At 67.9% G+C, this 21,972-nt stretch carries 16 protein-coding genes; 7 read left to right on the plus strand and 9 right to left on the minus strand.

Going from position 1 to position 21,972, the window contains the following annotated elements; translation table 11 throughout:
• Positions 1–8: 8 nt before the first annotated feature.
• The 6 genes from nadD to ACFYO1_RS28050 form a co-directional block, all read right to left on the minus strand.
• On the minus strand, positions 9–650 hold the full coding sequence (nadD, locus tag ACFYO1_RS28025; protein ID WP_150403063.1) for a nicotinate-nucleotide adenylyltransferase: 642 nt from the start codon (positions 648–650) through the stop codon (positions 9–11).
• A gap of 114 nt (positions 651–764) precedes the next feature.
• On the minus strand, positions 765–3,374 hold the full coding sequence (locus ACFYO1_RS28030; RefSeq protein WP_387236904.1) for a hypothetical protein: 2,610 nt from the start codon (positions 3,372–3,374) through the stop codon (positions 765–767).
• Positions 3,371–5,221: an HSP90 family protein gene (locus ACFYO1_RS28035; protein ID WP_387236907.1), complete on the minus strand. Its 1,851-nt coding sequence runs from the start codon at positions 5,219–5,221 to the stop codon at positions 3,371–3,373. The genes ACFYO1_RS28030 and ACFYO1_RS28035 overlap by 4 nt, the downstream gene beginning before the upstream one ends.
• 87 nt (positions 5,222–5,308) lie before the next feature.
• Complete coding sequence (locus ACFYO1_RS28040) at positions 5,309–6,736, minus strand: VWA domain-containing protein (protein WP_387236909.1); 1,428 nt, start codon at positions 6,734–6,736, stop codon at positions 5,309–5,311.
• Between the two features lie 4 nt (positions 6,737–6,740).
• Entirely contained in the window at positions 6,741–7,625 is an 885-nt protein-coding gene (locus ACFYO1_RS28045; protein ID WP_387236911.1) for an AAA family ATPase, read from the minus strand.
• Positions 7,626–7,669: 44 nt separating this feature from the next.
• The gene (locus tag ACFYO1_RS28050) at positions 7,670–8,935 is read right to left on the minus strand and encodes a glutamate-5-semialdehyde dehydrogenase (protein ID WP_387236913.1); all 1,266 of its coding nucleotides are present in this window, start codon (positions 8,933–8,935) and stop codon (positions 7,670–7,672) included.
• Between the two features lie 70 nt (positions 8,936–9,005).
• On the opposite strand from ACFYO1_RS28050, the gene ACFYO1_RS28055 reads away from it, so the two are divergent.
• From ACFYO1_RS28055 to ACFYO1_RS28070, 4 genes are all read left to right on the plus strand, one after another.
• On the plus strand, positions 9,006–9,884 hold the full coding sequence (locus ACFYO1_RS28055; protein WP_387236915.1) for a ribokinase: 879 nt from the start codon (positions 9,006–9,008) through the stop codon (positions 9,882–9,884).
• 161 nt (positions 9,885–10,045) lie between these two features.
• Positions 10,046–11,416, plus strand: a complete 1,371-nt coding sequence (locus ACFYO1_RS28060) for a glutamine synthetase (RefSeq protein WP_387236917.1) — start codon at positions 10,046–10,048, stop codon at positions 11,414–11,416.
• Between the two features lies 1 nt (position 11,417).
• Positions 11,418–12,482, plus strand: coding sequence for an amidohydrolase family protein (locus ACFYO1_RS28065; RefSeq protein ID WP_387236919.1), 1,065 nt, complete (start codon positions 11,418–11,420; stop codon positions 12,480–12,482).
• A 102-nt stretch (positions 12,483–12,584) separates the two neighbouring features.
• Complete coding sequence (locus ACFYO1_RS28070) at positions 12,585–13,808, plus strand: RtcB family protein (RefSeq protein ID WP_387236921.1); 1,224 nt, start codon at positions 12,585–12,587, stop codon at positions 13,806–13,808.
• A gap of 39 nt (positions 13,809–13,847) precedes the next feature.
• Here the strand turns inward: ACFYO1_RS28070 and ACFYO1_RS28075 are convergent, their stop codons facing one another.
• Positions 13,848–14,330, minus strand: a complete 483-nt coding sequence (locus ACFYO1_RS28075) for a hypothetical protein (RefSeq protein ID WP_387236923.1) — start codon at positions 14,328–14,330, stop codon at positions 13,848–13,850.
• 114 nt (positions 14,331–14,444) lie between these two features.
• Between ACFYO1_RS28075 and ACFYO1_RS28080 the strand changes: the two genes are divergently transcribed.
• Positions 14,445–15,368, plus strand: a complete 924-nt coding sequence (locus ACFYO1_RS28080) for an alpha/beta fold hydrolase (RefSeq protein WP_387236925.1) — start codon at positions 14,445–14,447, stop codon at positions 15,366–15,368.
• 36 nt (positions 15,369–15,404) lie between these two features.
• Here ACFYO1_RS28080 and ACFYO1_RS28085 read toward each other — a convergent pair whose 3' ends face one another.
• On the minus strand, positions 15,405–16,523 hold the full coding sequence (locus tag ACFYO1_RS28085) for a GGDEF domain-containing protein (protein ID WP_387236927.1): 1,119 nt from the start codon (positions 16,521–16,523) through the stop codon (positions 15,405–15,407).
• 301 nt (positions 16,524–16,824) lie between these two features.
• Here ACFYO1_RS28085 and ACFYO1_RS28090 point away from each other — a divergent pair, with 301 nt between their 5' ends.
• On the plus strand, positions 16,825–18,948 hold the full coding sequence (locus tag ACFYO1_RS28090; protein ID WP_387236929.1) for a RecQ family ATP-dependent DNA helicase: 2,124 nt from the start codon (positions 16,825–16,827) through the stop codon (positions 18,946–18,948).
• Between the two features lie 898 nt (positions 18,949–19,846).
• The gene (locus ACFYO1_RS28095) at positions 19,847–21,136 is read left to right on the plus strand and encodes an IS256 family transposase (RefSeq protein WP_387236931.1); all 1,290 of its coding nucleotides are present in this window, start codon (positions 19,847–19,849) and stop codon (positions 21,134–21,136) included.
• Between the two features lie 545 nt (positions 21,137–21,681).
• Here ACFYO1_RS28095 and ACFYO1_RS28100 read toward each other — a convergent pair.
• Entirely contained in the window at positions 21,682–21,954 is a 273-nt protein-coding gene (locus ACFYO1_RS28100) for a hypothetical protein (protein WP_387236933.1), read from the minus strand.
• Positions 21,955–21,972: the final 18 nt, after the last annotated feature.

Consider the following 21,972-nt stretch of genomic DNA (forward strand, 5'->3'; position numbering starts at 1 on the left):
TCGCTCACTCAGCTACCTTCCGCTCCTGCGGGCACATAAAGGTGCCGCTTGGATATGTACTGCACCACGCCATCGGGGACGAGGTACCACACCGGCCGGTTCTCGGCGGCGCGGCGACGGCATTCGCTCGACGAGATCGCCAGCGCCGGGATTTCGACCATGGTCACCGCATCGGCCGGAAGATCGCGCAGATGTTCCTCGAGATGATCGGTATTCAGCTCGTACCCCGGACGGCTCACCCCGACAAACCTCGCCAGTTCGAACAGTTCGGCCCAATCCTGCCATGTCAGGATGTTGGCCAGCGCATCCGCTCCGGTGATGAAGTACAGCTCGGCGTCCGGATGCCGGTCGCGCATCTCCCGCAGCGTGTCGACGGTGTAGGTGACCTTTTCCCGGTCGATGTCCGCGCGGCTGACCGAGAAGCTGGGGTTGGAGGCGGTCGCGATCACGGTCATGAGGTAGCGATCCTCCGCCGGACTGACCTGTTTATCGGCCTTCTGCCAGGGCTGACCGGTAGGGACGAAGATCACTTCATCGAGCGCGAACCGATTCGCGACCTCGCTGGCGGCGACCAGGTGACCGTGGTGGATGGGGTCGAAGGTGCCGCCCATCACGCCCAGTTTGCGGCCGCGCCGACCTGTCTCTTGCATGAGTGCCGAGCTTAACTGGTCGGGTTCGCGCGGCCAGGAGCGGCAAGCCGGGATGTGGTCGGCAGATCGGGCCGCGGTCGCGGGCGTGCTCGACCGCGCACGCCCGTGGCCCGGCTACTCCCCGGCCAGCCCGTACCCGTCCTCCGCGTCCAGCATCTCGCCCAGCTCCCGGCGGGTCTGGGCGAGTTCCTCGGAAACCTCGGCGGTCGGCGAACCGCTGTCGATCAATTCGGTGATCAACGACTGCATCGCGCCGAGCCATGGACGTCCGGGCGCCACGTCCGGCGCCCACAGCTGGAGCCAGGCGGCCGACCGTACGCAGCGGGCACGGGACACCACGTTTCCGAGCGCGCCGAACAGTTCGGCTGCCCGCTGATATGCCGCCACCGCCACCGCGTCCTGATCGCAGTGCTCGAGCGCGATGGCCGCCGACAGGGCGAGTTCGGCATGCAGCGGGCGACGGTCGGGATCGTGCTCGATCAGCTGGGCCGCCTGGGCGAACTGCCTGGCAGCGTCGTGGTATCGGTGCAGCGCGTTCAGTGATTCACCGAATTGCGCACGGACGGTAGACAGTTCAGCGGGAGGATAAGGAATTCCGTCCGCCGCCAACGCCTCTTCGAACAGTGCCGCCGCCTCGCCGTGCCGCCGGCCGCGATGGAACGCGCGGGCCGCGATCACGGTGTGGTGCAGCAGATCCGGCTCCGACACTCCTTCCCACCTGGCCGCGGCACGCACCGCCGCGTCGGCCAGATCGAGCTCTCGATCCGGTTGTCCGGAAATCGCGATGACCAGCTGCGAACTGAGCCGCGCCAGATGCTCCGCGGGCAAGATGCCGGCCCCGACCGTCAACGCTTCCCGCAGCCGAGCCTCCGCCTGCTCCGGCGCATCCGCCAGCCGGGCGGCGCCGACCTCGGCCAGCCGCTGCACCTCCGCCAGACGTTCATCGTCGGAGGCGGTGCCATCGGGCCATTCCTCGGGGAACGCAGCCGCCGGTCGGGCAACACCGCTGGTGAGCACCGCACCGCCCGGCTGACCCGCCACAGCGACGCCACCTGTTGAACCGACGCCGCCCAGACGACCTGTACTCACCGAACGCTCCCGACCACTCTGAATCGCGGTACTTTCCGGCTCTGCGCCACCCGCAAGCACGAAACCACCCCTCGAGATCACATCACCCCCGCCGACGGACCCCGCGAGAACAAGGCCGCCATCCGAGCCACCCGCAAGCGTCGCACCCCGGGGTTCGGCACCACCCTCAACGCTGACGCTGCCGGTCGGGGCAGGACCGCCGCTTGAAGTGCTCACGCCCGTAGAAGACCCACCATCGGCGGCAAGGGTTTCGCCACCGCCCGCACGTCCCGTAGGAGGAGCAAGTCCACCGGCCGACGCCGCATCGCCACCGCCTTCCGGACCGATATCGCTTGCCGGGAGCTCATCACCGGCATATGCAGCAGAATCGGATGGAGCATGACCAGCGTCGCCTTCGAGCAGACCACCGGCTGAAGCGGCACCGCCCTCAGGGCGAGGCACGCCGTCCGCGGAAATCGTGTCTACAGAACGAGCAAGTCCACCCGTAACAACGGCACTGCTCGCTGTGACCGCATCTACTCCCCTGCATTTCCCTTCCGGCAGTCGGCTGCGCAGGCCGAGCGGAAGACGTTCCAGCAGTGGCTGCCTCGCGAGTCGGGTGGCGACGAGCGTGCTGACCGCGGAGTTTCCGTTGCGGAGGTCGTATCGCGTGCACAGCCCGGCGATTTCCGTATCGAGTTCTGCCAGTAGGGAATCGACGGTTCCGCCGGATACCTGTACGTAGCCGAGGCCGAGTGTCACCAGTCTGCGCAACAGCACGCAGACACCGGTGAGGAACGCAAGGCGGGCGGCGGCGTCCGCGCCCGGGTCGGTCAGCCAGCGTGCGTGTTCGGACAGGATCTCGAGTCCTCGCCCCTCATTGCCGGTCAGCGCGCAGAACTCGATGTGCAACGCCACCGTCGGCCGCAGGCTGTCGTTGTGCCGGACCAGCGGGTATCCGGTCAGGTGCGCGCTGCGTGCGTCGGCGATCCGACCGGTGCGCGTCAATGGAAGCAGCGCTTGACCGAGGACCCGATGCGGCTCTTCCGCGCAGGCGCGGTCACCATCGATAACGGCCTGCCAGTGCGCGAGCGCGCCGGCGTCATCCCCCAAAGCCGCTCTGCCGGTTCCCCATTCGTTGCGCTCACACGCGTCGCAGTCCGACATCTCGTCGCGCGCAGCGGCCTGCGCCGCTTCGTGCAACCGCGCCCCCTCTGCCACGTCCCCCAGCTTCCGCGCCAACTCACCTCGCAGCGCGAGCACCGGCCGCAGGCTGTAACCCCGCTGCCGGTAGCGGCTTTCGAGCTCGTCGAACCAGCGGTAGACGGTCGGCACCGGTATCGCGGGATTGTCGATCAACCCCCAGGTCATCCACTTGAGATACCAGTGCACCGAATTCGTCAGCGACCCGAGTTCGGCCGGGTGTTCGTCGTAGATCCGCAGCAGCCGGCCGTAGGCGACCGGCGCCAGGTCACGTTCGCTCGCATAGGTATACGCCTCGGCCAGCTCCAGCAGCACCCGGCCTTCCAGATGCCGGTCGGACTCCGACTTCGCCGCGGCGGCGAGCAGTTCCAGCCGTTCGACGCGCACTCGTCCGTGCGGCAACGAATAGACCTGCGCCAACGCCTGATTGATCTCGGCGGTGTCCACGTTCACTCCGTCTCTTCGCCGGTGCCCGCGGCACGCTGCGTTGCCCAGCTGAGGAATTCGCCGAAGGCGCGATTGAGCAGCGCGGTGTCGGCGGCGCGCAGCGGGCGGTGGGTCATCAGAAGGGCCTGTCCGTAGAGCGATTCGACGGCCGTCTTCAGGAAGGCCGGGTCGCCGATGCGGGTGAGCCTGCGCACGACCGGGCTGTGGTAGTTCAGCACGAGCTGAGCGCGCGGCGCCGCGGCGTCGAGCGCGCCGAGGATCTCGGTCCAGAGTTCGCTGGCACCGAGTGCGGTTTCCGCCCTGGTGCGTTCGTTGCGCGCGCCGCGTCCGTCCAGATACAGCGCGGGCACGGACACCGGGTGGAACGCGCGCACGATCACGTCACAGGACAACGGATCCAGCACCGCACGGGCAATGGACAGCACCGGCGTCAACGCCAGTTCCTCGGCCGGGTCGACCGGATCCAGTGCGGCCGTGATGGTGTCGGTGTCGAGATCGATCACCTCGACACCGGGCATCAGCTGCGGCAGCGACGCGACCAGTTCCCGGTCGTAGGCGTAGCCGCCGTTGACGATCCCGATCCCCTGCGCCGCCGCGGTCGACGCCACCTGACGGAACTCTTCGACCGACGAGGTCACCCGGATGACCGGATGCTTACGCGCGAACTCGGTCAGCGACACCCGACCGTCGGTGGTCTCGAAGTTCAAGTGCGGCAGCATGATCCGGAACAGCTCGGGCGAATGCGTGGACATCGCCTTCACCCCGAGCGAGTGCACGGCGAGGAACGCGGCCAGTCGCTGCGGCTGCTCGGCGGCGATCTCGGTGAGCCAGTCGCGAACTCGGTCACCGAGCACCTCGCGGATGATGGCGAGCCGCTCGTCCTCGTAGAGCCCCTCGCGCGAGGCGGTCGGCCGCAACGAGTCCGTGTCGATCACGCAGCGCACGAAGAACGCCCAGTCCGGCAGCAGCCCGCGCACGGCGTCGCCGAGCAGCATGCCCTTCAGGTACACCCGGTGCGCGCTGCTCTCCGCCGGATTGCCGGGCTGGGCAAGCACATACGCGACCCCGCTCACGCCGGCCAGTTCCGCGTCCAGGTCGATGACGTCGAGCGGATCGAATCCCAGTGTGCGCTCACCGAATTCGAGCAGCGCCTCGCGGCGTTCCAGAGCGGAGGGATAGTCGCGGTGCCACACGGGCGGGCCGTCGGTGACCGGCACGATCAGACCGTCGGATTCGACCGTCACCGCGTACGGCAGCAATGAGCCGTATTCGCGGGCGAGTTCGATCACCCGGCGCGGCCCGAACCACGACTCCGCGCCGATCCGAGGGGTCAGCTGCACCGTGGTGCCGGGCTCTGGGTACTCCTCCGGCTCCAGCAGACGCACTGAGTAGGTGCCGTCCGCGGCGGCCAGCCATTCGACCGGCGCGGCCGCCGGATCGTCGGCGGAGCGGGTGACCACGCGGATCCGCTCGGCCACGGTGAAGCAGGCCAGCAGACCGATACCGAACTGCCCGAGAAATTCCCGCCGCGCCCCCTCGATGTCGTCCCGCTTCGACGAGCGGCCGATGGTCGCCAGGAACCGGTGCACATCCGCCTCGGTCAGCCCCACCCCCGGGTCACTGATCCGCAGCCCGGCCGCATCGATGACGATCCGAATCGCGGTAGGCGCCAACCGATCTCGCTGCGCCCGCGCGGTGACGGCGTCGACCGCGTTCTGCAATAACTCGCGCAGATACACCCGAGGGCTGGAATACAGGTGGTGGGAGAGTAAGTCGACGATCCCCCGCAGATCCACCTGGAACGTATAGCTGTCCTCCACCGCCGCCACACCGTTGGGCGTTCTCTCCACCATGGTGGGCAATCCTTGCGGCCTCGCCCAATGGTTCGCTTAACGAACGCTGATGATGCGCTTGCCGGGCGCCCGGCTAATCCAGGCCACTCACACCGGCAGCAGCATCGACACGACGGCGGTCAGCTGGCTGGCCGAGCGGCATTCGTGCATCTCGATCACCTGCCGGTATTTGTCGGCGGCGGAATCGCCGGAACCCCAATTGGTTTGCATCTCCGGGTTGAGCCAGTGCGCGTGCTTGGCCGTGCGGACCAGCCCGCGCAACGTTTCCAGTTCGGGGTCGCGGTAATTGGTGCGCGCGTCGCCGAGGATCAGCAGCGAGCTGCGCGCGGTGACGGCGTCCGGGAAGTCCCTGGCGAATCCGGCCAGTGCGTTGCCGTAGTCGGAGTGCCCGTCCATCCCGACGACCCTGGCCTCGGTGAAGATCCGGTTCATCGCCTTGTCCAGCTGCGTGCGCGGATCGAAGAACTGGGTCACCTCGTCGGTCTGGTCGACGAACGCGAAAATCCGCACCCGGGAGAACTGTTCGCGCAGCGCGCTGACCAACAGCAGGGTGAAATTGCTGAACCCGGCCACGGAGCCGGACACGTCGCACAGCAGCACCAGCTCCGGCCGGCCGGGCCGCGGCTTGCGGTTCACCAGGTCGATGGGCACGCCGCCGGTCGACATCGACTTTCGCAGCGTCTTGCGCAGATCGATCTCGCCGCGCCGGGAATGCCTGCGCCGCACCGCAAGTCGCGAGGCGAGAATGCGCGCGAGCCGCTGGGTGCTGCGGCGCATCTCGATCAGCTCGGATTCCGAGGCGCGCAGGAAGTCGACGTCCTCGGATTGGCGCGGTACCCCGTAACTGGCGACCCGCTCGCGCCCGATCCGCTCGGCCACCCGCCGCCGCGTCTCCGCTTCCACGGCGGCCCGGAACGCGTCGATCCGCCCGCGCGCGGCCCGCCGGGCGATCTCGGTGTCGAACGCACTGGCATCCGGACCGGCCGCCAGCCCGGCCAGGATCTTGGCCAGCAAGGTCTGCGGCTGAACATCTTTCAACGCTTGATAAGCCGAGAACGACGACCCGCTCGCGGACTGATACTGCCCGAGTTGTTCGACCAGCTGCGCGGCGAGCGCATCCAACCGCGCGTCTCCCGCCTCCTGGGCCAACATCTCCGCCAGCATTTCCCGCAGCGCCGCGATGTCCACCTCACCCGTCGGCGTCCGCGGAATCTCGACCTCGTCGCGGGCGCCGCCGCGCTCCCCGATCGCGATCGGGAACCACAGATCGAAGAGCCGGTCGAAGGTCGCGCGATGGGTCGTGCGGCGCAGCAGCGAACAGGCCAGTCCCTCGCGCAACACGTCCCGGTCGAGCAGATCGAGCACGGTCACCACCCGGCCCGCGTCCACGGTCTCCGAGGGCCCCACCGGAATTCCGCGCTCCCGCAGCGCTTCGACGAACCCGACGAGATGACCGGGCAGACCGTGCGGCGCGGTCAGTTCCGCGTCGGGCGCGGGCTGCGATCGCGCGGACATCGGCTCAGGCCAGCTTCAGCTCGGCCAGCGCGCGCTGGTGATCGCTCTGATGCTTGAGCACGACGCCGAGCGTGGCCCGCACCGCCGAGTCGTCCAGATCGTGCATGCCGAGCGCGAGCAGCGTGCGACCCCAGTCGATCGACTCGGCCACCGACGGCAGCTTCTTCAGCTGCATGCCGCGCAACACGTGCACGATCCGCACCAGCTGGGCCGCGACCGCGGCGGACAGTTCCGGCACCCGGCTGGCCAGGATGCGCCGCTCGAGGTCCTCGTCCGGGAAGTCCAGGTGCAGGTAGAGGCAGCGCCGCTTGAGCGCCTCGGACAGCTCGCGGGTGGCGTTGGAGGTCAGCACCACGAACGGCTTGCGGGTGGCGACGATGGTGCCCAGTTCGGGCACGGTCACCGCGAAATCGCTGAGCACCTCGAGCAGCAGGCCCTCGATCTCGACGTCGGCCTTGTCCGTCTCGTCGATCAGCAGCACGGTCGGATCGCTGCGCCGGATCGCGGTCAGCAGCGGGCGGGAGAGCAGGAATTCCTCGGTGAAGACGTCGGCCTTCGTTTCTTCCCAGTCGTTCTCGCTGGAGGCCTGGATGCGCAGGATCTGCTTGGCGTGGTTCCACTCGTAGAGCGCGCGGGCCTCGTCGACGCCCTCGTAGCACTGCAACCGGACCAGCTCGGCGCCGGAGGTCTGCGCGACCGCCCTGGCCAGCTCGGTCTTGCCGACTCCGGCCGGACCCTCGATGAGCAGCGGCTTGCCGAGCCGATCGGCCAGGAACACCGAGGTGGCGGTGGCCTTGTCGGCGAGGTAGCCGGTGGTCGCCAGCTGATCGATCACATCGTCGACCGAGGTGAAGATCGGCTCCTGGGCCGTCTCGGAGGTGGGGGCCACGTGCAGTCCTTCCTTGGGAGCGAGCGAGGCTCGCTCCCCTATACCTATACCGGCCGGATCTGGCCGTCGCCCCACACGATCCACTTGGTGGAGGTCAGCTCCGGTAGCGCCATGGGTCCGCGGGCGTGCAGCTTCTGCGTGGAAATGCCGATCTCGGCGCCGAAGCCGAATTGCTCACCGTCGGTGAACGCGGTTGAAGCATTCACCATGACGGCCGCGGCGTCGACTCGGGCGGTGAATTCGCGGGCCGCGGCCAGCTCACCGGTGACGATGGCCTCGGTGTGCCCGGTGCCCCAGGTGTTGATGTGCTCGATGGCCGCGTCCAGGCCGTCGACCACCTTGAGCGCGATATCTAGGGTGAGGTACTCCTCGCCCCAGTCCTTGCTGTTCGCGGGCACCAACCCGGGCAGGTCGCCGTGCACGGTGACGCCGTGCCGTTCCAGTGCCTCGATCAGCCTGGGCACCGCGACGGTGGCGATCGCGTCGTCGATGAGCACCGTCTCGGCGGCGTTGCAGACGCTGGGACGGCGGGTCTTGGCGTTGATCAGGATCCGCTCGGCCATGTCCAGATCGGCGGCCGCGTGCACGTAGACGTGGCAGTTGCCGGTGCCGGTCTCGATGGTCGGCACGGTGGCGTCGCGGACGACGGCGCTGATCAGGCCGGCCCCGCCGCGCGGGATGACCACGTCGACCAGGCCGCGGGCCTGGATCAGATGGGTGACGCTGGAGCGGTCCGCGCTGGGCAGCAGCTGCCCGGCGTCGGCCGGAAGGCCCTGTGCGACAAGGGATTCCCGCAGCACCGAGACCAGCGCGGCATTGGAGTGCGCGGCCGAGGAGGAACCGCGCAACAGCACGGCGTTGCCGGACTTCAGGGTGAGCCCGAACGCGTCGACGGTGACGTTCGGCCGAGCCTCGTAGACCATGCCGACCACCCCGAGCGGCACCCGGACCTGGCGGGTCTCCAGGCCGTTCGGCAGCACCGAGCCGCGCACGATCTCGCCGATCGGGTCGGGCAGCGTGGCCACCTGGCGCAGGCCGGAGGCAATGCCGTCGATCCGGGACTTGGTCAGCCGCAAGCGGTCGATCAGCGATTCCTCGACGTTCGCCGATTGCGCCGCGAGGACGTCCTCGCCGTTGGCCTCGAGCACCGCGTCGGCCGCGGCCAACAGGGCGTCGGCGGCGGCGTGCAAGGCCTCGTTCTTCTGCGCCGTGGTCAGCTGCGCCAGCACACGCGACGCGACCCGAGCCTTGCGTGCGGCCTCGTGCACCACCTCGCGGGTATCCGGCTCGGTCGTCGTTCCTACCGTCATGGGTACAGCCTACTGACCCGGTCCAAGGCCTGATCCACCGCTGCGCCTCGCCCTACTAGCCTGTGACGGCATGGCCGAAAAGACGGACGTTGCCTCGATCGCGGTGCTCGGCAGTATCAACATGGACCTGGTCACGACCACCGATCGGCGGCCGGTGCCCGGCGAGACGGTGCTCGGCACCGGGTTCGCGATGGTGCCCGGCGGGAAGGGCTCCAATCAGGCGATCGCCGCGCAGCGAGCCGGTGGGTCGGTGCGGTTTCTCGGGGCGGTCGGCGACGACGTGTTCGCGGATGAACTGCGGCGAGTGCTGACCGATTCGGGGGTGAACGTCGAGCGGCTGCGGACGGTGGACGGGCCGAGCGGTGTCGCCGCGATCGTGGTGGACGGCGGCGGGGAGAACAGCATCATCGTGGTCGGTGGAGCGAACGCGCGGATGACCGAGCTCACCGACGCGGACCTCGACGTGATCGCCGGTGCCGATATCCTGCTGTGCCAGTTGGAGATTCCACTCGATACGGTGGCGGCGGCCGCGCGGCACGCGCGCGCGAACGGCACCACGGTAGTGCTCAATCCGTCACCCACCCAGGACCTCCCCGCCGATCTGTGGGCGAATATCGATGTGGCGGTGGTGAATTCGGGCGAGGCCGAACAGCTCGGCCGCGCGCTCGACCCGGTCACACACGTGGTCGTCACCCGCGGCGCGGACGGCGCGACCTATCGCGGCCCGGACGGCAGAGATCTGAGTCAACCGAGTCCCCGAGTCGACGTCATCGACACCACCGGCGCGGGCGACACCTTCACCGGCGCCCTGGCCGCAGCCTGGCACCGCGGCCCCGAATACGCCCTGAACTGGGCAGGAACCGCCGGCGCCCTCGCCACCACCAAACTCGGCGCCAGCAGCTCCATCCCCACCGAAGACGAGATCCGCGCCGCCCTCCCGGCGAACTGACCCTCGACCACGGACACCGACAGCCGCACTCTCTTCGGGATCCGCATCGCATCGAGAGGCCGGTATCGGGTGCAGATCCCGAGTGAGAGTGCGGATCTCGACACGGTGGAGCCGACGAGTCCGGTGTTGTATGGGCGGTTCGGCGACTATCGTTGACGTTCATGCCCACCATGCCGGAGCGCATACCGTCCGATGACGACAACGACGCGGAGATCGGCGGGCTGGATGCCGATATGGTCGCGCTGACGTTCATCGACAATGCCGGGATCACCCGGGTGAAGACGGTGCCGATGCGGCGGCTGGCGCAGGCGGCGCGGCACGGGGTGGGGGTGTCGCCGTGCTTCGAGACGTTCTCCTTCGACGACCTGATGACCACCGGCAAGTATCTCGGCGGCCCGGACGGCGATCTGCGGCTGGTCCCGGACCTGTCGGCGCTGACCGAACTCGCCTGCCAACCCGGCTGGTCCTGGGCGCCGACCAACAAGTACACGCAGGACGGGACGCCCTTCGCGGCCTGTCAGCGCGGCTTCGCGACCAGGCAGGCCGAGGCGGCGCGCCGGGCCGGGCTGCGGCTCTCGATGGCATTCGAGACCGAATGGTCTGTCGGTCAGGACGGCACGGAGGACTTCACCCCGGCCGCGCACGGACCCGCCTACAGCCTGGTGCGATTAGGACAGGTCGCCGACTACGCGCGCGAGCTGGTCGCGATATTGGACCGGCAAGGCATATCGGTCGACCAGTTTCATCCGGAGTACTCGCCCGGTCAGCTCGAACTGTCCGTGCAACCGTCCGACCCGGTCGGCGCCGCCGACGACGCGGTGCTGGTGCGGCACACGATCCGGCAGGTGAGCCTCCAGTACGGCTGGCGCGCGGCGCTCGGCCCGTGCCTCGAACCCGGCGGCACCGGTTCCGGTGCGCACCTGCACTTTTCGGCCCAGGACGACCGGGGACCGATCTTCGCCACCGGCGACGGCCCCTATGGAATGCGCACCACCGGCGAGGCTTTCCTGGCCGGAGTGCTGCGCGAGCTGCCTGCCCTCGTCGGGGTCGGCGCGGGAAATCCGGCGAGCTTCTTGCGACTCGTGCCCTCCCGGTGGGCAGGCGTCTGGCAATGCTGGGGCCGGGAAACCCGCGAATCGGCCCTGCGATTCATCACCGGAGTGCGAGGCACCGAGGACTGGGCGGCCAACGCCGAGGTCAAATGCTTTGACGCGACCGGCAATCCGTACCTGATCGTGGGTTCGGTGATCGCCGCCGGACTGGCCGGCGTCGCCGAAGAACTGCGCCTGCCCGCCGAAATCACCGGCGACCCGGTCGCCTTCGATGCCGAACAGCTGATGTTCTCCGGCGTGCGCAGGCTGCCGGCCACCCCGGCCGAGGCCGCCGACCGGCTCTCGGACTCCGCGGTGCTGGCCGAGGCGATGGGTCCCGAACTGCACGACGCCCTGCTTACCGTGCGCCGCGCCGAAGCCGACCGCTATCGGGATGTCTCCCCGGAAGAGCTTGTCGCGCTGACCCGTTGGCGGTTCTGACGTGCTGACGGACGGCCTGACCCTCACCGATCACCACTGCCACGGCGTCGTCCCCCACGATCTGGATCGCCCCGGCTTCGAGCGACTGCTCAGCGAAGGGCCCACCGGCACCTTCGATTCCGCGATCGGGCTGGCGGTCCGCCGCTGGTGCGCACCGGCGCTCGACCTCCCGCCGCACGTCGGCCCGGACGCCTACCTGACCCATCGGGCCGAACTCGGCTGGCGCGAGGTCGCCACCCGGCTGCTGGGCGCCACCGGTACCACCAGTTGGTTCCTCGATACCGGATTCGGCGGCGGCACAGCGGAATTCGGCGAGCTCACCGACGGTGAAGTGCGCGAGGTGGTGCGCATCGAACAGGTCGCCGAACAGGTCATCGCCGAGGTGGGTGCGGGCCGGACGGTCTTCGATCAGATCGAGGCGCGGATACGCGAGCGCGTGCGAAATGCCGTGGGACTCAAGACCATCGTCGCCTACCGCTGCGGCCTGGATTTCCCGCTGCGCGACCGGCCACCGCGGGCGGTGTTCCCCGAACACCGCCTCACCGACCCGGACCTGCTCGGCTGGCTGGTGGGTCTCGGCGCCCGCATCGGCGCCGAATTCGGCCTGCCGCTGCAATTCCACACTGGATTCGGCGATACCGACCTGCGACTACATCGCGCGGACCCGTTGCTGCTCACCGACTTTCTGCGCAAAACCGCGAACACCGGTCTCACCGTGATGCTGCTGCACTGCTGGCCATTTCACCGCAATGCCGCCTACCTGGCGCACGCCTTCGCGCATGTCCGGATGGATATCGGACTCACCGTCCCCTACGTCGGGCAGCGCGCTCGCGCCGTCCTCGCCGAAACACTCGAACTCGCCCCGTTCCGTTCGCTGTGCTACTCGTCGGACGGTTACGGCCTGCCGGAACTGCACTTTCTCGGCGCATTCTGGTGGCGGCGCGGCCTCGGCCTGCTGCTCGACGACTGGATCGCCGAAGACCTGATCACCACCGCCGACGCCGAACGGCTCGCCACCGGCATCGCCCACATCAACGCCGAGGACGCCTACCCGGGCGCCCGCTGATCCCTACGGGAAAATACTCGAGCGGCCCGGGTATTTATTCGAGTGCACTTATTCCCGCCGATCTTTACCGTTGACCAGGAAAACCAACGAAAGGATCGGACAATGTTTCCCGTCGAGCTGCGCGGCACCCGTGCGCAGACGCTTATGTGGGCCGAAGAGCACGCGATCGAGCAGGCCGCGTTGCAGCAGCTGCGGAATATCGCCGCGCTGAAATGGGTCCACGGCGTCCGCGTGATGCCGGACGTGCACCTCGGCAAGGGTGCGACGGTCGGCTCCGTGATCGCGATGCGGGACGCGGTGTGCCCGGCCGCCGTCGGTGTGGACATCGGCTGCGGAATGGAGAGCGTCAAGACCGACCTCACCGCCGCGGATCTACCCGATGACCTGCGCTCGCTGCGCTCCCGGATCGAGGCCGCGGTCCCGGTCGGGTTTTCCGCGCACGACAGCTCGGTCAATGTGACCAAGCTGGGCGGCGAGGTCTCCGCGCTGGGCGCGAGCACCGCGACGCTGCGGGCGGGGTGGGATACCTTCTGGCGTTCGTTCGCCGCACTGGACGAGGGTGTACAGACGCGAGAAGCCAAGGCGCACAAGCAGATGGGCACCCTCGGTGGTGGCAACCACTTCATCGAGGTCTGCCTTGATCAGGACGACGCGGTGTGGATCCTGCTGCATTCGGGCAGCCGCAATATCGGCAAGGAACTCGCCGAGCGGCACATGGCCGTGGCCCGCACGTTGTCGCACAACGCCGATGCGCCCGACCGCGATCTCGCCGTATTCCTCTCCGGGACACCGGAAATGGACGCCTACCGGCGCGATCTCACCTGGGCGCAGGAGTACGCCGCACGCAACCGCGCGGTGATGCTCGCCCTAGTGTGCCGCGCGGTGCGCGACGAGTTCGCCGAGCGCCCGGTCCGTTTCGAGCAGCCGATTTCTTGTCACCACAACTACGTGGCCGAAGAAATCATCGACGGCGTCCCGATGCTGGTGACCCGTAAGGGTGCGGTCCGGGCCGGCGCGGGCGATCTCGCGCTGATTCCGGGCTCGATGGGTACTCGGTCATATGTGGTGCGCGGCAAGGGAAATCCGGCCTCGTTCCAGTCGGCCTCGCACGGCGCGGGACGGCGGATGAGCCGTAACGCGGCGAAGAAGCAGTTCACCGTCGCCGATCTGGTCGCACAGACCGAGGGCGTCGAGTCGCGCAAGGACGCGGGCGTGGTCGACGAGATCCCGGCCGCGTACAAGGACATCGACGAGGTCATCGCCGCGCAGCGCGACCTGGTCGACGTCGTCGCGACGCTGCGCCAGGTGCTCTGCGTCAAGGGCTGAATTCGGGCCGCGCCCGCCGTGTGCGGGCGCGGCCTCGATTCACTTGCGCCGCAACGTGGCCGCGAACGCCGCGCCGACCAGGAACATGCCTGTGAGCAGCGCGAAGCCGTTCAAGATCCAATTGTGCAGCGCCAGATGGAAATCGTCGGACAGCGCGGGCAGGTTCTCCACCTGCCGGTAGGTGTCGTCCGGGAAGAGGATGTGCAGGACCCCGGGGATCAGGCCCCACGCCAGCCCCGCGATCGCGGTGCCCACCGGGGAGAACGCGGCCAGTGCCGCGACCAGGAACAGCAGCAGCGCGCCGCCGATGATCTGGAAGTTCGAACCCCAGCGATCCGCCGAGCTGCCCAGGATCACCCACTGCCTGGTATCCAGCGCGCCGTGCGCGGATAGCCCGATCCCGATCGGCGTGATCACCAACGAGATCAGCGTTCCGGCCAGGGTCCGGCCGAAGCCGCTGCGGCTCTGGAACTGGGTGCCCGGCGGCGACCAGCCCGCCGGCGGCTGGTATTGGCTCGACATGGTTGCCCTCCTGCGTGGACCCCGGTGCCGGGGAACCTCTGCGCCTCATTCTCCGCCGATCATGGTCGTTTCGCGCCGAATGCCGCGCCGTTGCCCGGCTGGTTACCATCGGGTATGCGCCAGCAGCAACGGGATTCCGGTCCAGCCTCCGTGTCGGCGGCGGAGGATCCCCCGGCGATTCCGGGCGTTCGCCGATCCTTCGTCGAGGCGCGCGGGGTGCGGTTCCATGTGACCGAGGCCGGGCCGGCGGACGGTAGGCCGGTGCTTCTGCTGCACGGGTGGCCGCAGCATCACTACGCGTACCGCCACCTGCTGGCCGATCCGCCTGCGGGATTACGGATCATCGCGCCGGATCTGCCGGGTTACGGCTGGTCCGGGCCGGCGCCGCATCGGTGGGCCAAGGAGCACGTGGCCTCCGATGTGCTGGCGCTGATCGATGAACTCGGGCTCGATCGGGTGCTGCTCGTCGGCCACGACTGGGGTGGCTACATCGGCCACCTCATGGTGTTGCGGGAGCCCGCGCGATTCGATGGATATCTGGTGCTGAATATCGCGCATCCGTGGCAGACGACGCGCGGTTTCCTGCCGCATGCGTGGCGGTTCCTGCTCTATCAACCGGTCGTCGCCTCGTTCGGGAAGGTCCTGCAAACGCGCACCCGGGTGCTCGACTGGATGCTGAGCAAGGCCGCCGAGAATCCCGCGGAGTTCGCCCCGGAAGTCATTCGCGTCTATACCGATCGGTTCCGCGATCCGCTTGTCGCCGGCGCCGCGGTCGACACCTATCGCACGTTCCTGCTGCGTGAACTGCCCCGCGCCGCCCGGCACGGGGAAACCCGCCGCGCCACCGTTCCGATCCGCGCCCTGTTCGGGATCGACGATGGCGCCGTGCATCATTCGCTCGCCGCCGCCGAAACCGCGAAGGCCGACGACTACACGCTCGAACGAGTGGCGAACTGCGGGCACTTCATCGCCGAGGAGCGACCAGACCTGGTGCGCGCCCGCTTGATCACCCTCGCCGGGGAAACCGCACGCAGCTGAAACCCGGCCGGATGTGGTTGCGGCAGAGGCCTTTCCTCATGCCGACCGCGTGACATCGTGTGTGTCGATGCCCTGCAACGCCGTGATGTGCTCGACCACAACGGTATTGCCGCCCCGCTGTTTCGCCTGATACATCGCGCTGTCGGCGCACCGGATCAGATCCTGCACCAGTTCACGGCTGCGACGGTAGCCGTCGGCGCCCGCGTCGGCGACGGCGATGCCGATGCTGGCGGTGACCGAGATCGACCCGACGGGCTCGGCGACCGCGTCGCGCAATCGCTCGGCGGCATCGATCGCGGTCGGCACGGGCAGGCGCGCGACGATCGCGAATTCCTCGCCACCGAGCCGGGAGACGATGCTGTGCGCGGGCGCGGCGTGCTGCAACCGATCGGCGGTGCGCACCAGCACCTTGTCGCCCGCGTGGTGCCCGAAGGTGTCGTTGACGGCTTTGAACCGATCCAGGTCGACCATCATGACGCACACCGGAATCGGCCCGGAGCCGCCGACCATCATCGCGGAGTGATACTCGAATCCGCGCCTGCTCAGCAACGTGGTCAACGGATCGCAGAGCATGTCGGACCGCAGCACCCAGTAACAGAATTGCAGCCCCGGCGGCACCACCGTGGCCGCGACCATGCCGAGGATCATGATCACCGCCGAGGCGGCGTCGCCGACCCCGAACAGCGGAATCGACAGCACCACAGCCGAAGCCAACGACCACCCGGTGTGCGCGGCGAGCACCTGCGGGCTGTGGAAGGCGCTGACGTAGATGCCGACGATCAACAGCAGCATCATGCCGACCGATCGGACCACATTGCCCGGACTCAGCACGCAAACCACCGTGATGCACACGTCGCCGATCACGAGCAAGCTCAGCGATTCCACCCGGCTCGGCCACGGCAGCGCCCACCAGCGCACCACCCACACCACCGACAGGCCCACGATGCACCACAGCACGGTCCGGCCGAGCACGCTCTGCGGGCCCGCCGACGACGTCACGGTGAGCACGCTGATCAGCGGCGTCGCCAGCCCGCACAGGCCGATCGCGAATTTCACCACGCCGAGCGCGGAGCGGTCGGCCAGGGCGTTCACCACCCAGCGGTAGTCGACGCCGTCACGCCACCAGTCCCGCAGCAGCCGCAGGTAGTCGTTCATGACCGTGCCTCGCCGACGCTCGGCTCCGTCTCGCGCCGGGCGCGCTGTGACCTGACTCGCTCGCTCATTCGACTCGTCCTCGGCGTCTACGGAAGCCTCGTATCGTCTCGAACCGCACTCACTCGTGGTGAACACCGCCGTGGCCGGGGATTTCGGCCACTCGGCAGCGATGCACGCAGTGTATGACACGCGGCGCCGCTTACCGAGAGTCCGACCGGTATCAATGCACAACATGCACGGCCGGGGCGGGCGTGCGCGACGAGCACGGTTCCTGTCGGTACCGTCGGGCACGATGGAGCGCATGACCACGGCGACCGATGTCCCGGCGATCGACCTCACCGCACCCGACCTCCGCGAGCGCGCGGAACACCTGCTGCGCGAACTGGCCGGGCCCAGCGCTCGGCTACGGGAGGACCAGTGGACCGCGATCGAGGCGCTGGTGGTGCAGCGCCGCCGCGCGCTGGTCGTGCAGCGCACCGGCTGGGGTAAATCGGCGGTCTACTTCATCGCCGCGAAGCTGTTGCGCGGGGCGGGCCGCGGGCCCACGGTGATCGTGTCACCGCTGCTCGCGCTCATGCGTAACCAGGTCGCCGCCGCGCAACGGGCGGGTGTGGTTGCCGCGACGATCAATTCGGGCAATGTCACCGAATGGGACGAAATCCACACCCAGGTCGCGTCCGGCGAGGTCGACGTGCTGCTGGTCAGCCCGGAGCGGCTGAACAACCCGGACTTCCGCGATCAGGTGCTGCCGAAACTCGCGGCCGACGCCGGCCTCGTGGTGATCGACGAGGCGCACTGCGTCTCCGACTGGGGTCACGACTTCCGGCCCGACTACCGGCGGATCCGCACGTTGATCGCCGACCTCGGCTCGGATGTGCCGGTGCTGGCCACCACCGCGACCGCGAACGATCGGGTGGTCACCGATGTCGCCACCCAGATCGGCACCGACACCCTCGTGTTGCGCGGCACGCTGGATCGCGAGTCCCTGCACCTGTCGGTGGTGCGGTTCGACGACGCGGTGGAACGCACCGCCTGGCTCAGCGGCCACCTGCACAACCTCACCGGCTCCGGGATCGTCTACACGCTCACCGTCGCCGCCGCGCACGACCTGGCCGACGTGCTGAACTCGCACGGACACAATGTCGCGGCCTACACCGGGCAGACCGATCCCGCCGAGCGTGAGGCGCTGGAGTCGGCGCTGTTGAACAACGAGGTGAAGGCGCTCATCGCGACCTCGGCGCTCGGGATGGGTTTCGACAAGCCCGATCTCGGGTTCGTCGTGCACGTAGGTGCGCCGTCTTCGCCCATTGCTTACTACCAGCAGGTGGGCCGCGCGGGCCGTGCGACCGAGCGCGCCGAGGTGGTGCTGCTGCCCGGGCCCGAGGACGCGCGGATCTGGAGTTACTTTGCCTCCGTGGCGTTTCCGCGCGAGCACATCGTGCGCTCGGTGCTCGATGCGCTCGACACCGACCGGGCGCTGTCCACGGCCGCGCTGGAACCGCTGGTCGAGTTGAACCGGTCGCGGTTGGAAATGGTGCTCAAGGTGCTCGACGTGGACGGGGCGGTGCGCCGGGTGCGCGGCGGGTGGATCTCCACCGGGCAGCCGTGGACCTACGACACCGAGCGGTATGAACGGCTGTCCGAGGCGCGCGAGGTCGAGCAGCAGGCAATGGTCGATTATCAGTCGACCGGCGACTGCCGGATGGAGTTCCTGCGGCGGCAGCTCGATGACCCGGGTTTGACTGCGGGACAGTCGGATTCGACCGGATGCGGGCGTTGCGACAACTGCACGGGCACCCGCCCCGATGTGTCGGTGAACGCCGAGGCGGTCGCGGCCACCCGTGCTCGCCTCGACCGTCCGGGCCTGGACCTGAGTCCGCGCAAGCAGTGGCCGACCGGCATGGCGAAGCTCGGAATCCCGTTGTCCGGCAAGATCACCGGCGGGGCCGAGACCGGTCGTGTGCTCGGCCGGCTCACCGATCTCGGCTGGGGTCAGCGGCTGCGCGCCCTGCTCGACGGACCCGACGATCCGATCCCCGAGAAGGTCTTCGAGGCCTGCGTCGCCGTGCTGCGCGATTGGAACTGGACCACCCGCCCGACCTCGGTGATGGCCCTGGAATCGGCGCGCTATCCGGTGCTCACCGCCACCCTCGCAGCAGGTCTCGCCGAGATCGGCCGCCTGCACGACCTGGGCACGCTACCGACCCGCCCCGACCGCGCACCGGTATCCGCGGCAAACTCGGCCCATCGCGTCGCCGGCCTGTACGACTCCTGGGACGTCCCCGACCTCACCGACGTCGAGGGCCCGATCCTGTTGGTAGACACCCTCTCCGACACCGGCTGGACCCTCACCCTCGCCGCCTACGCCCTCCGCACCGCAGGCGCAGACGCAGTACTCCCCTTCGCCCTCGCCTCGGTCACATAGGCCGGACCGTCCCATCGAGCAGAGTCAAAAGGTCGTCAATTGATCTTGAACAACGACCATTTGACTCGACTCGATACGAGAACGACCTTTTGACTCGACTCGATGAGCGAGCACGCCGCGTTTGGCTCACCGCGATGAGCGCGCACCGCCCCTCACCTCGATGAGCGAAATGACCTGACTCGACCCGACGAGCAGTGGACGACCACTCGACTCACCGCGATCACAGAACCGACCACGCGATCCTCACGATCACCAAACCGACCACGCGACCCCCTCGCTTCCCCAGCCTCTCTGAACCGGACCACAAGCCGATGACCACGCTGGAACTCTCGCGTTGCCCATACCAACTGCGTAAGTAAGTCGGGGACCCCACCCGACGCGCTCAGCACTATCGATCATCTCTGGGAGCAGGTGTACCTGACTCGCCAGGTAGACCCCCGGCATGTCCCAACGCGACCTGACGAGGAAAGCTGAAGACCTACCTCGGTTTTCACTGGAGTAGTGCTGAGCACGTCGCCTGCCGTACCCGGCTTTAGGCGCATGTCAGGATGCGCGGCGTCGAGTTCCAGCGTGGTCATCTGGCTGTGGTTGCGTCACAAACGCTTCGGACAAGAGCGGGATCGATCTGTTGCGTTGGCACGAGGGCATCGCAGCGGTTTTCGGACACCTTCTGCATTAATACGAGAACTTCGCACACCTTCTGCATCTATCGCATATCTGGTGCGTACTGATGGATATGTGAAGGATGAAGCAGGTGTGCGAAGGTCGACCTATCCGTCGCTTGGTCGGCGGCAAGCGGTCCGCTAGCCGGTTTCCCGGACACCTGCACTTCCTCCCGGGGGACTGTAAGAACAACGGTGTAACTCCAATCTAGGAGTGGCACATGGACTCTGATGTGATGGCGACCGAGTTCGTCGATACTGACGTGGTGGCCAGACCAAGGAAACCGAAGACGTCGGCGGTGGATGCCGCGCTGGTGGGCCAGCTCGTGGCCCAGGCCCGCGCCAGCGGGCTGCAACTGACCGGCGAAGGCGGGCTGCTGGGTCAGCTGACCAAGATGGTGGTCGAGTCCGCCTTGGACGGTGAGATCACCGATCACCTCGGCTACGACCACGGCGACCCGGTCGGTCGCGGAACACCGAACTCGCGCAACGGATCCCGCTCGAAAACGATCGTGACCGATGTCGGTCCGGTCGAGATCGAGGTCCCGCGCGACCGCGACGCCAGCTTCGAGCCGCAGATTGTGCGCAAACGCCAGCGGCGTTTGAACGGCGTGGAGAACATGGTGTTGTCGCTGTCGGCGAAGGGCCTGACCCATGGCGAGATTTCGGCGCACCTGCGCGAGGTTTATGGCGCCGAGGTGTCGAAACAGACCGTCTCGGTGATCACCGACAAGGTGATGGACGGGATGGCCGAATGGCAGAACCGGCCGCTGGACAGGGTTTATCCGGTGATCTTCCTGGACGCCATTCACGTGAAGATCCGGGATGGGAAGGTGGCCAACCGGCCGATCTATGTCGCGTTGGCGGTCACGGTCGAGGGCGGGCGCGAGATCCTCGGGCTTTGGGCCGGCGACGGTGGTGAGGGCGCGAAGTTCTGGTTGCAGATTCTGACCGAACTGAAGAACCGTGGCGTCGAAGACGTGTGCATGCTCGTCTGCGACGGGCTCAAGGGTCTGCCCGAGGCGATCGGGCAGACCTGGCCCGCCGCGGTGGTCCAGACCTGCATCGTCCATTTGCTGCGGGCCTCGTTCGCCTATGCCGGGCGCCAGGACTGGGCCGCGATCGCCAAAGGATTGAAGCCGGTTTACACCGCGGCGACCGAGGCTTCGGCGTTGGAACGGTTCTACGAATTCTCCGAGGTCTGGGGCACGAAATATCCTGCGATCGTTCGACTTTGGGAGAACTCGTGGGCCGAGTTCACTCCGTTTCTGGCGTTTGACACCGAGATCCGGCGCGTCGTTTGCTCGACGAACGCGATCGAGTCGGTCAACGCACGCATCCGCCGCGCGGTCCGCGCCCGGGGTCATTTTCCCAACGAACAAGCCGCTCTGAAATGCGTCTACCTCGCGGTCATGGCGCTCGATCCAACCGGCGAGGGCCAGAAACGGTGGATCACCCGCTGGAAAGCGGCGTTGAACGCCTTCGACATCACCTTCGAAGGCCGCCTCACCGCCGGACGGAGTTAACCCAATCAACCCGAGTTACACCGTTATCTGGACAGACCCCCTCCCGGGTTTCGGTGCGATTCTGTTGTGGGCGTATCCAATTGGGATAGCAATCCGTTCGGGCGACCCGCACGCCCTTGCCGGGCGGACATCGTACCGTTGGCGCGGTATGCATCGAGTCGAGTCAACAGGTTGCTAGTTGATCTTCGATAACAGCCATTTGACTCGACTCGATTGCGCGGGCGTACTGCATTCGGCCTGAATGCACGCCCCCTGTGTGCAACCCGGACAGGTGACGGTCAGTTGCGGGGATCGGGGAGGGTGATTGTTTTGGGGTCGGGCTCGATTCGGCGGGTTGCGCTGAGGTGGTTGTCCGGGGGTAGGGGGCGTCGGGGTTCGCGGACGCCTGCTGTGCCGCCGCCGCCCTCGCGGCCGGGTGGGCCGCCGCCGGTGGTTACCTTGCCGCCGAGGAGTCTTCGGATTGCTCGCAATAGTTTTCTCATGAGGTCCAGTGTGCTCGCCGAACCGCGGGCCACAATGGTGTTCGCGGGCAGCGAAGCTGCTGGTTACAGGCTGAGGGTTGCGCGCAGCCTGGCGTCGAGCGATTCCGATTCGCTGGTCGTCAGTGCGCCGAGTTGCTCGGTGAGCCACGGGCGGTAGGCGCGGTGTAGTTCGAGGGTGTCGGCCCAGCCGTGTTCGGTGTGCGTAGCCAGCACGTGGCCGGGGTCGGCGTCACGCAGCGGAACCACGTGCAGCCAGCGATAGGGCGAGGTGATCACCGCCGAGTCGGAGACCAGCACCACCGACATACGCCTGGGCAGCGGGGTGCCGTCGCGCAATGCCGGAGAGTAACGCCA

Source organism: Nocardia sp. NPDC006044 (assembly GCF_042871115.1).
In the GTDB taxonomy this organism is placed as follows: Bacteria; Actinomycetota; Actinomycetes; order Mycobacteriales; family Mycobacteriaceae; genus Nocardia.

Bases quoted from the DNA above. Each gene is read 5' to 3' on its own strand.
- ACFYO1_RS28070 (WP_387236921.1), top strand. From the start codon at position 12,585: ATGTTTCCCGTCGAGCTGCGCGGCACCCGTGCGCAGACGCTTATGTGG.
- ACFYO1_RS28085 (WP_387236927.1), bottom strand. From the start codon at position 16,523: ATGAACGACTACCTGCGGCTGCTGCGGGACTGGTGGCGTGACGGCGTC.
- ACFYO1_RS28040 (WP_387236909.1), bottom strand. From the start codon at position 6,736: ATGTCCGCGCGATCGCAGCCCGCGCCCGACGCGGAACTGACCGCGCCG.
- ACFYO1_RS28035 (WP_387236907.1), bottom strand. From the start codon at position 5,221: ATGGTGGAGAGAACGCCCAACGGTGTGGCGGCGGTGGAGGACAGCTAT.
- ACFYO1_RS28055 (WP_387236915.1), top strand. From the start codon at position 9,006: ATGGCCGAAAAGACGGACGTTGCCTCGATCGCGGTGCTCGGCAGTATC.
- nadD (WP_150403063.1), bottom strand. From the start codon at position 650: ATGCAAGAGACAGGTCGGCGCGGCCGCAAACTGGGCGTGATGGGCGGC.
- ACFYO1_RS28075 (WP_387236923.1), bottom strand. From the start codon at position 14,330: ATGTCGAGCCAATACCAGCCGCCGGCGGGCTGGTCGCCGCCGGGCACC.
- ACFYO1_RS28095 (WP_387236931.1), top strand. From the start codon at position 19,847: ATGGCGACCGAGTTCGTCGATACTGACGTGGTGGCCAGACCAAGGAAA.
- ACFYO1_RS28080 (WP_387236925.1), top strand. From the start codon at position 14,445: ATGCGCCAGCAGCAACGGGATTCCGGTCCAGCCTCCGTGTCGGCGGCG.
- ACFYO1_RS28050 (WP_387236913.1), bottom strand. From the start codon at position 8,935: ATGACGGTAGGAACGACGACCGAGCCGGATACCCGCGAGGTGGTGCAC.
- ACFYO1_RS28090 (WP_387236929.1), top strand. From the start codon at position 16,825: ATGACCACGGCGACCGATGTCCCGGCGATCGACCTCACCGCACCCGAC.
- ACFYO1_RS28060 (WP_387236917.1), top strand. From the start codon at position 10,046: ATGCCCACCATGCCGGAGCGCATACCGTCCGATGACGACAACGACGCG.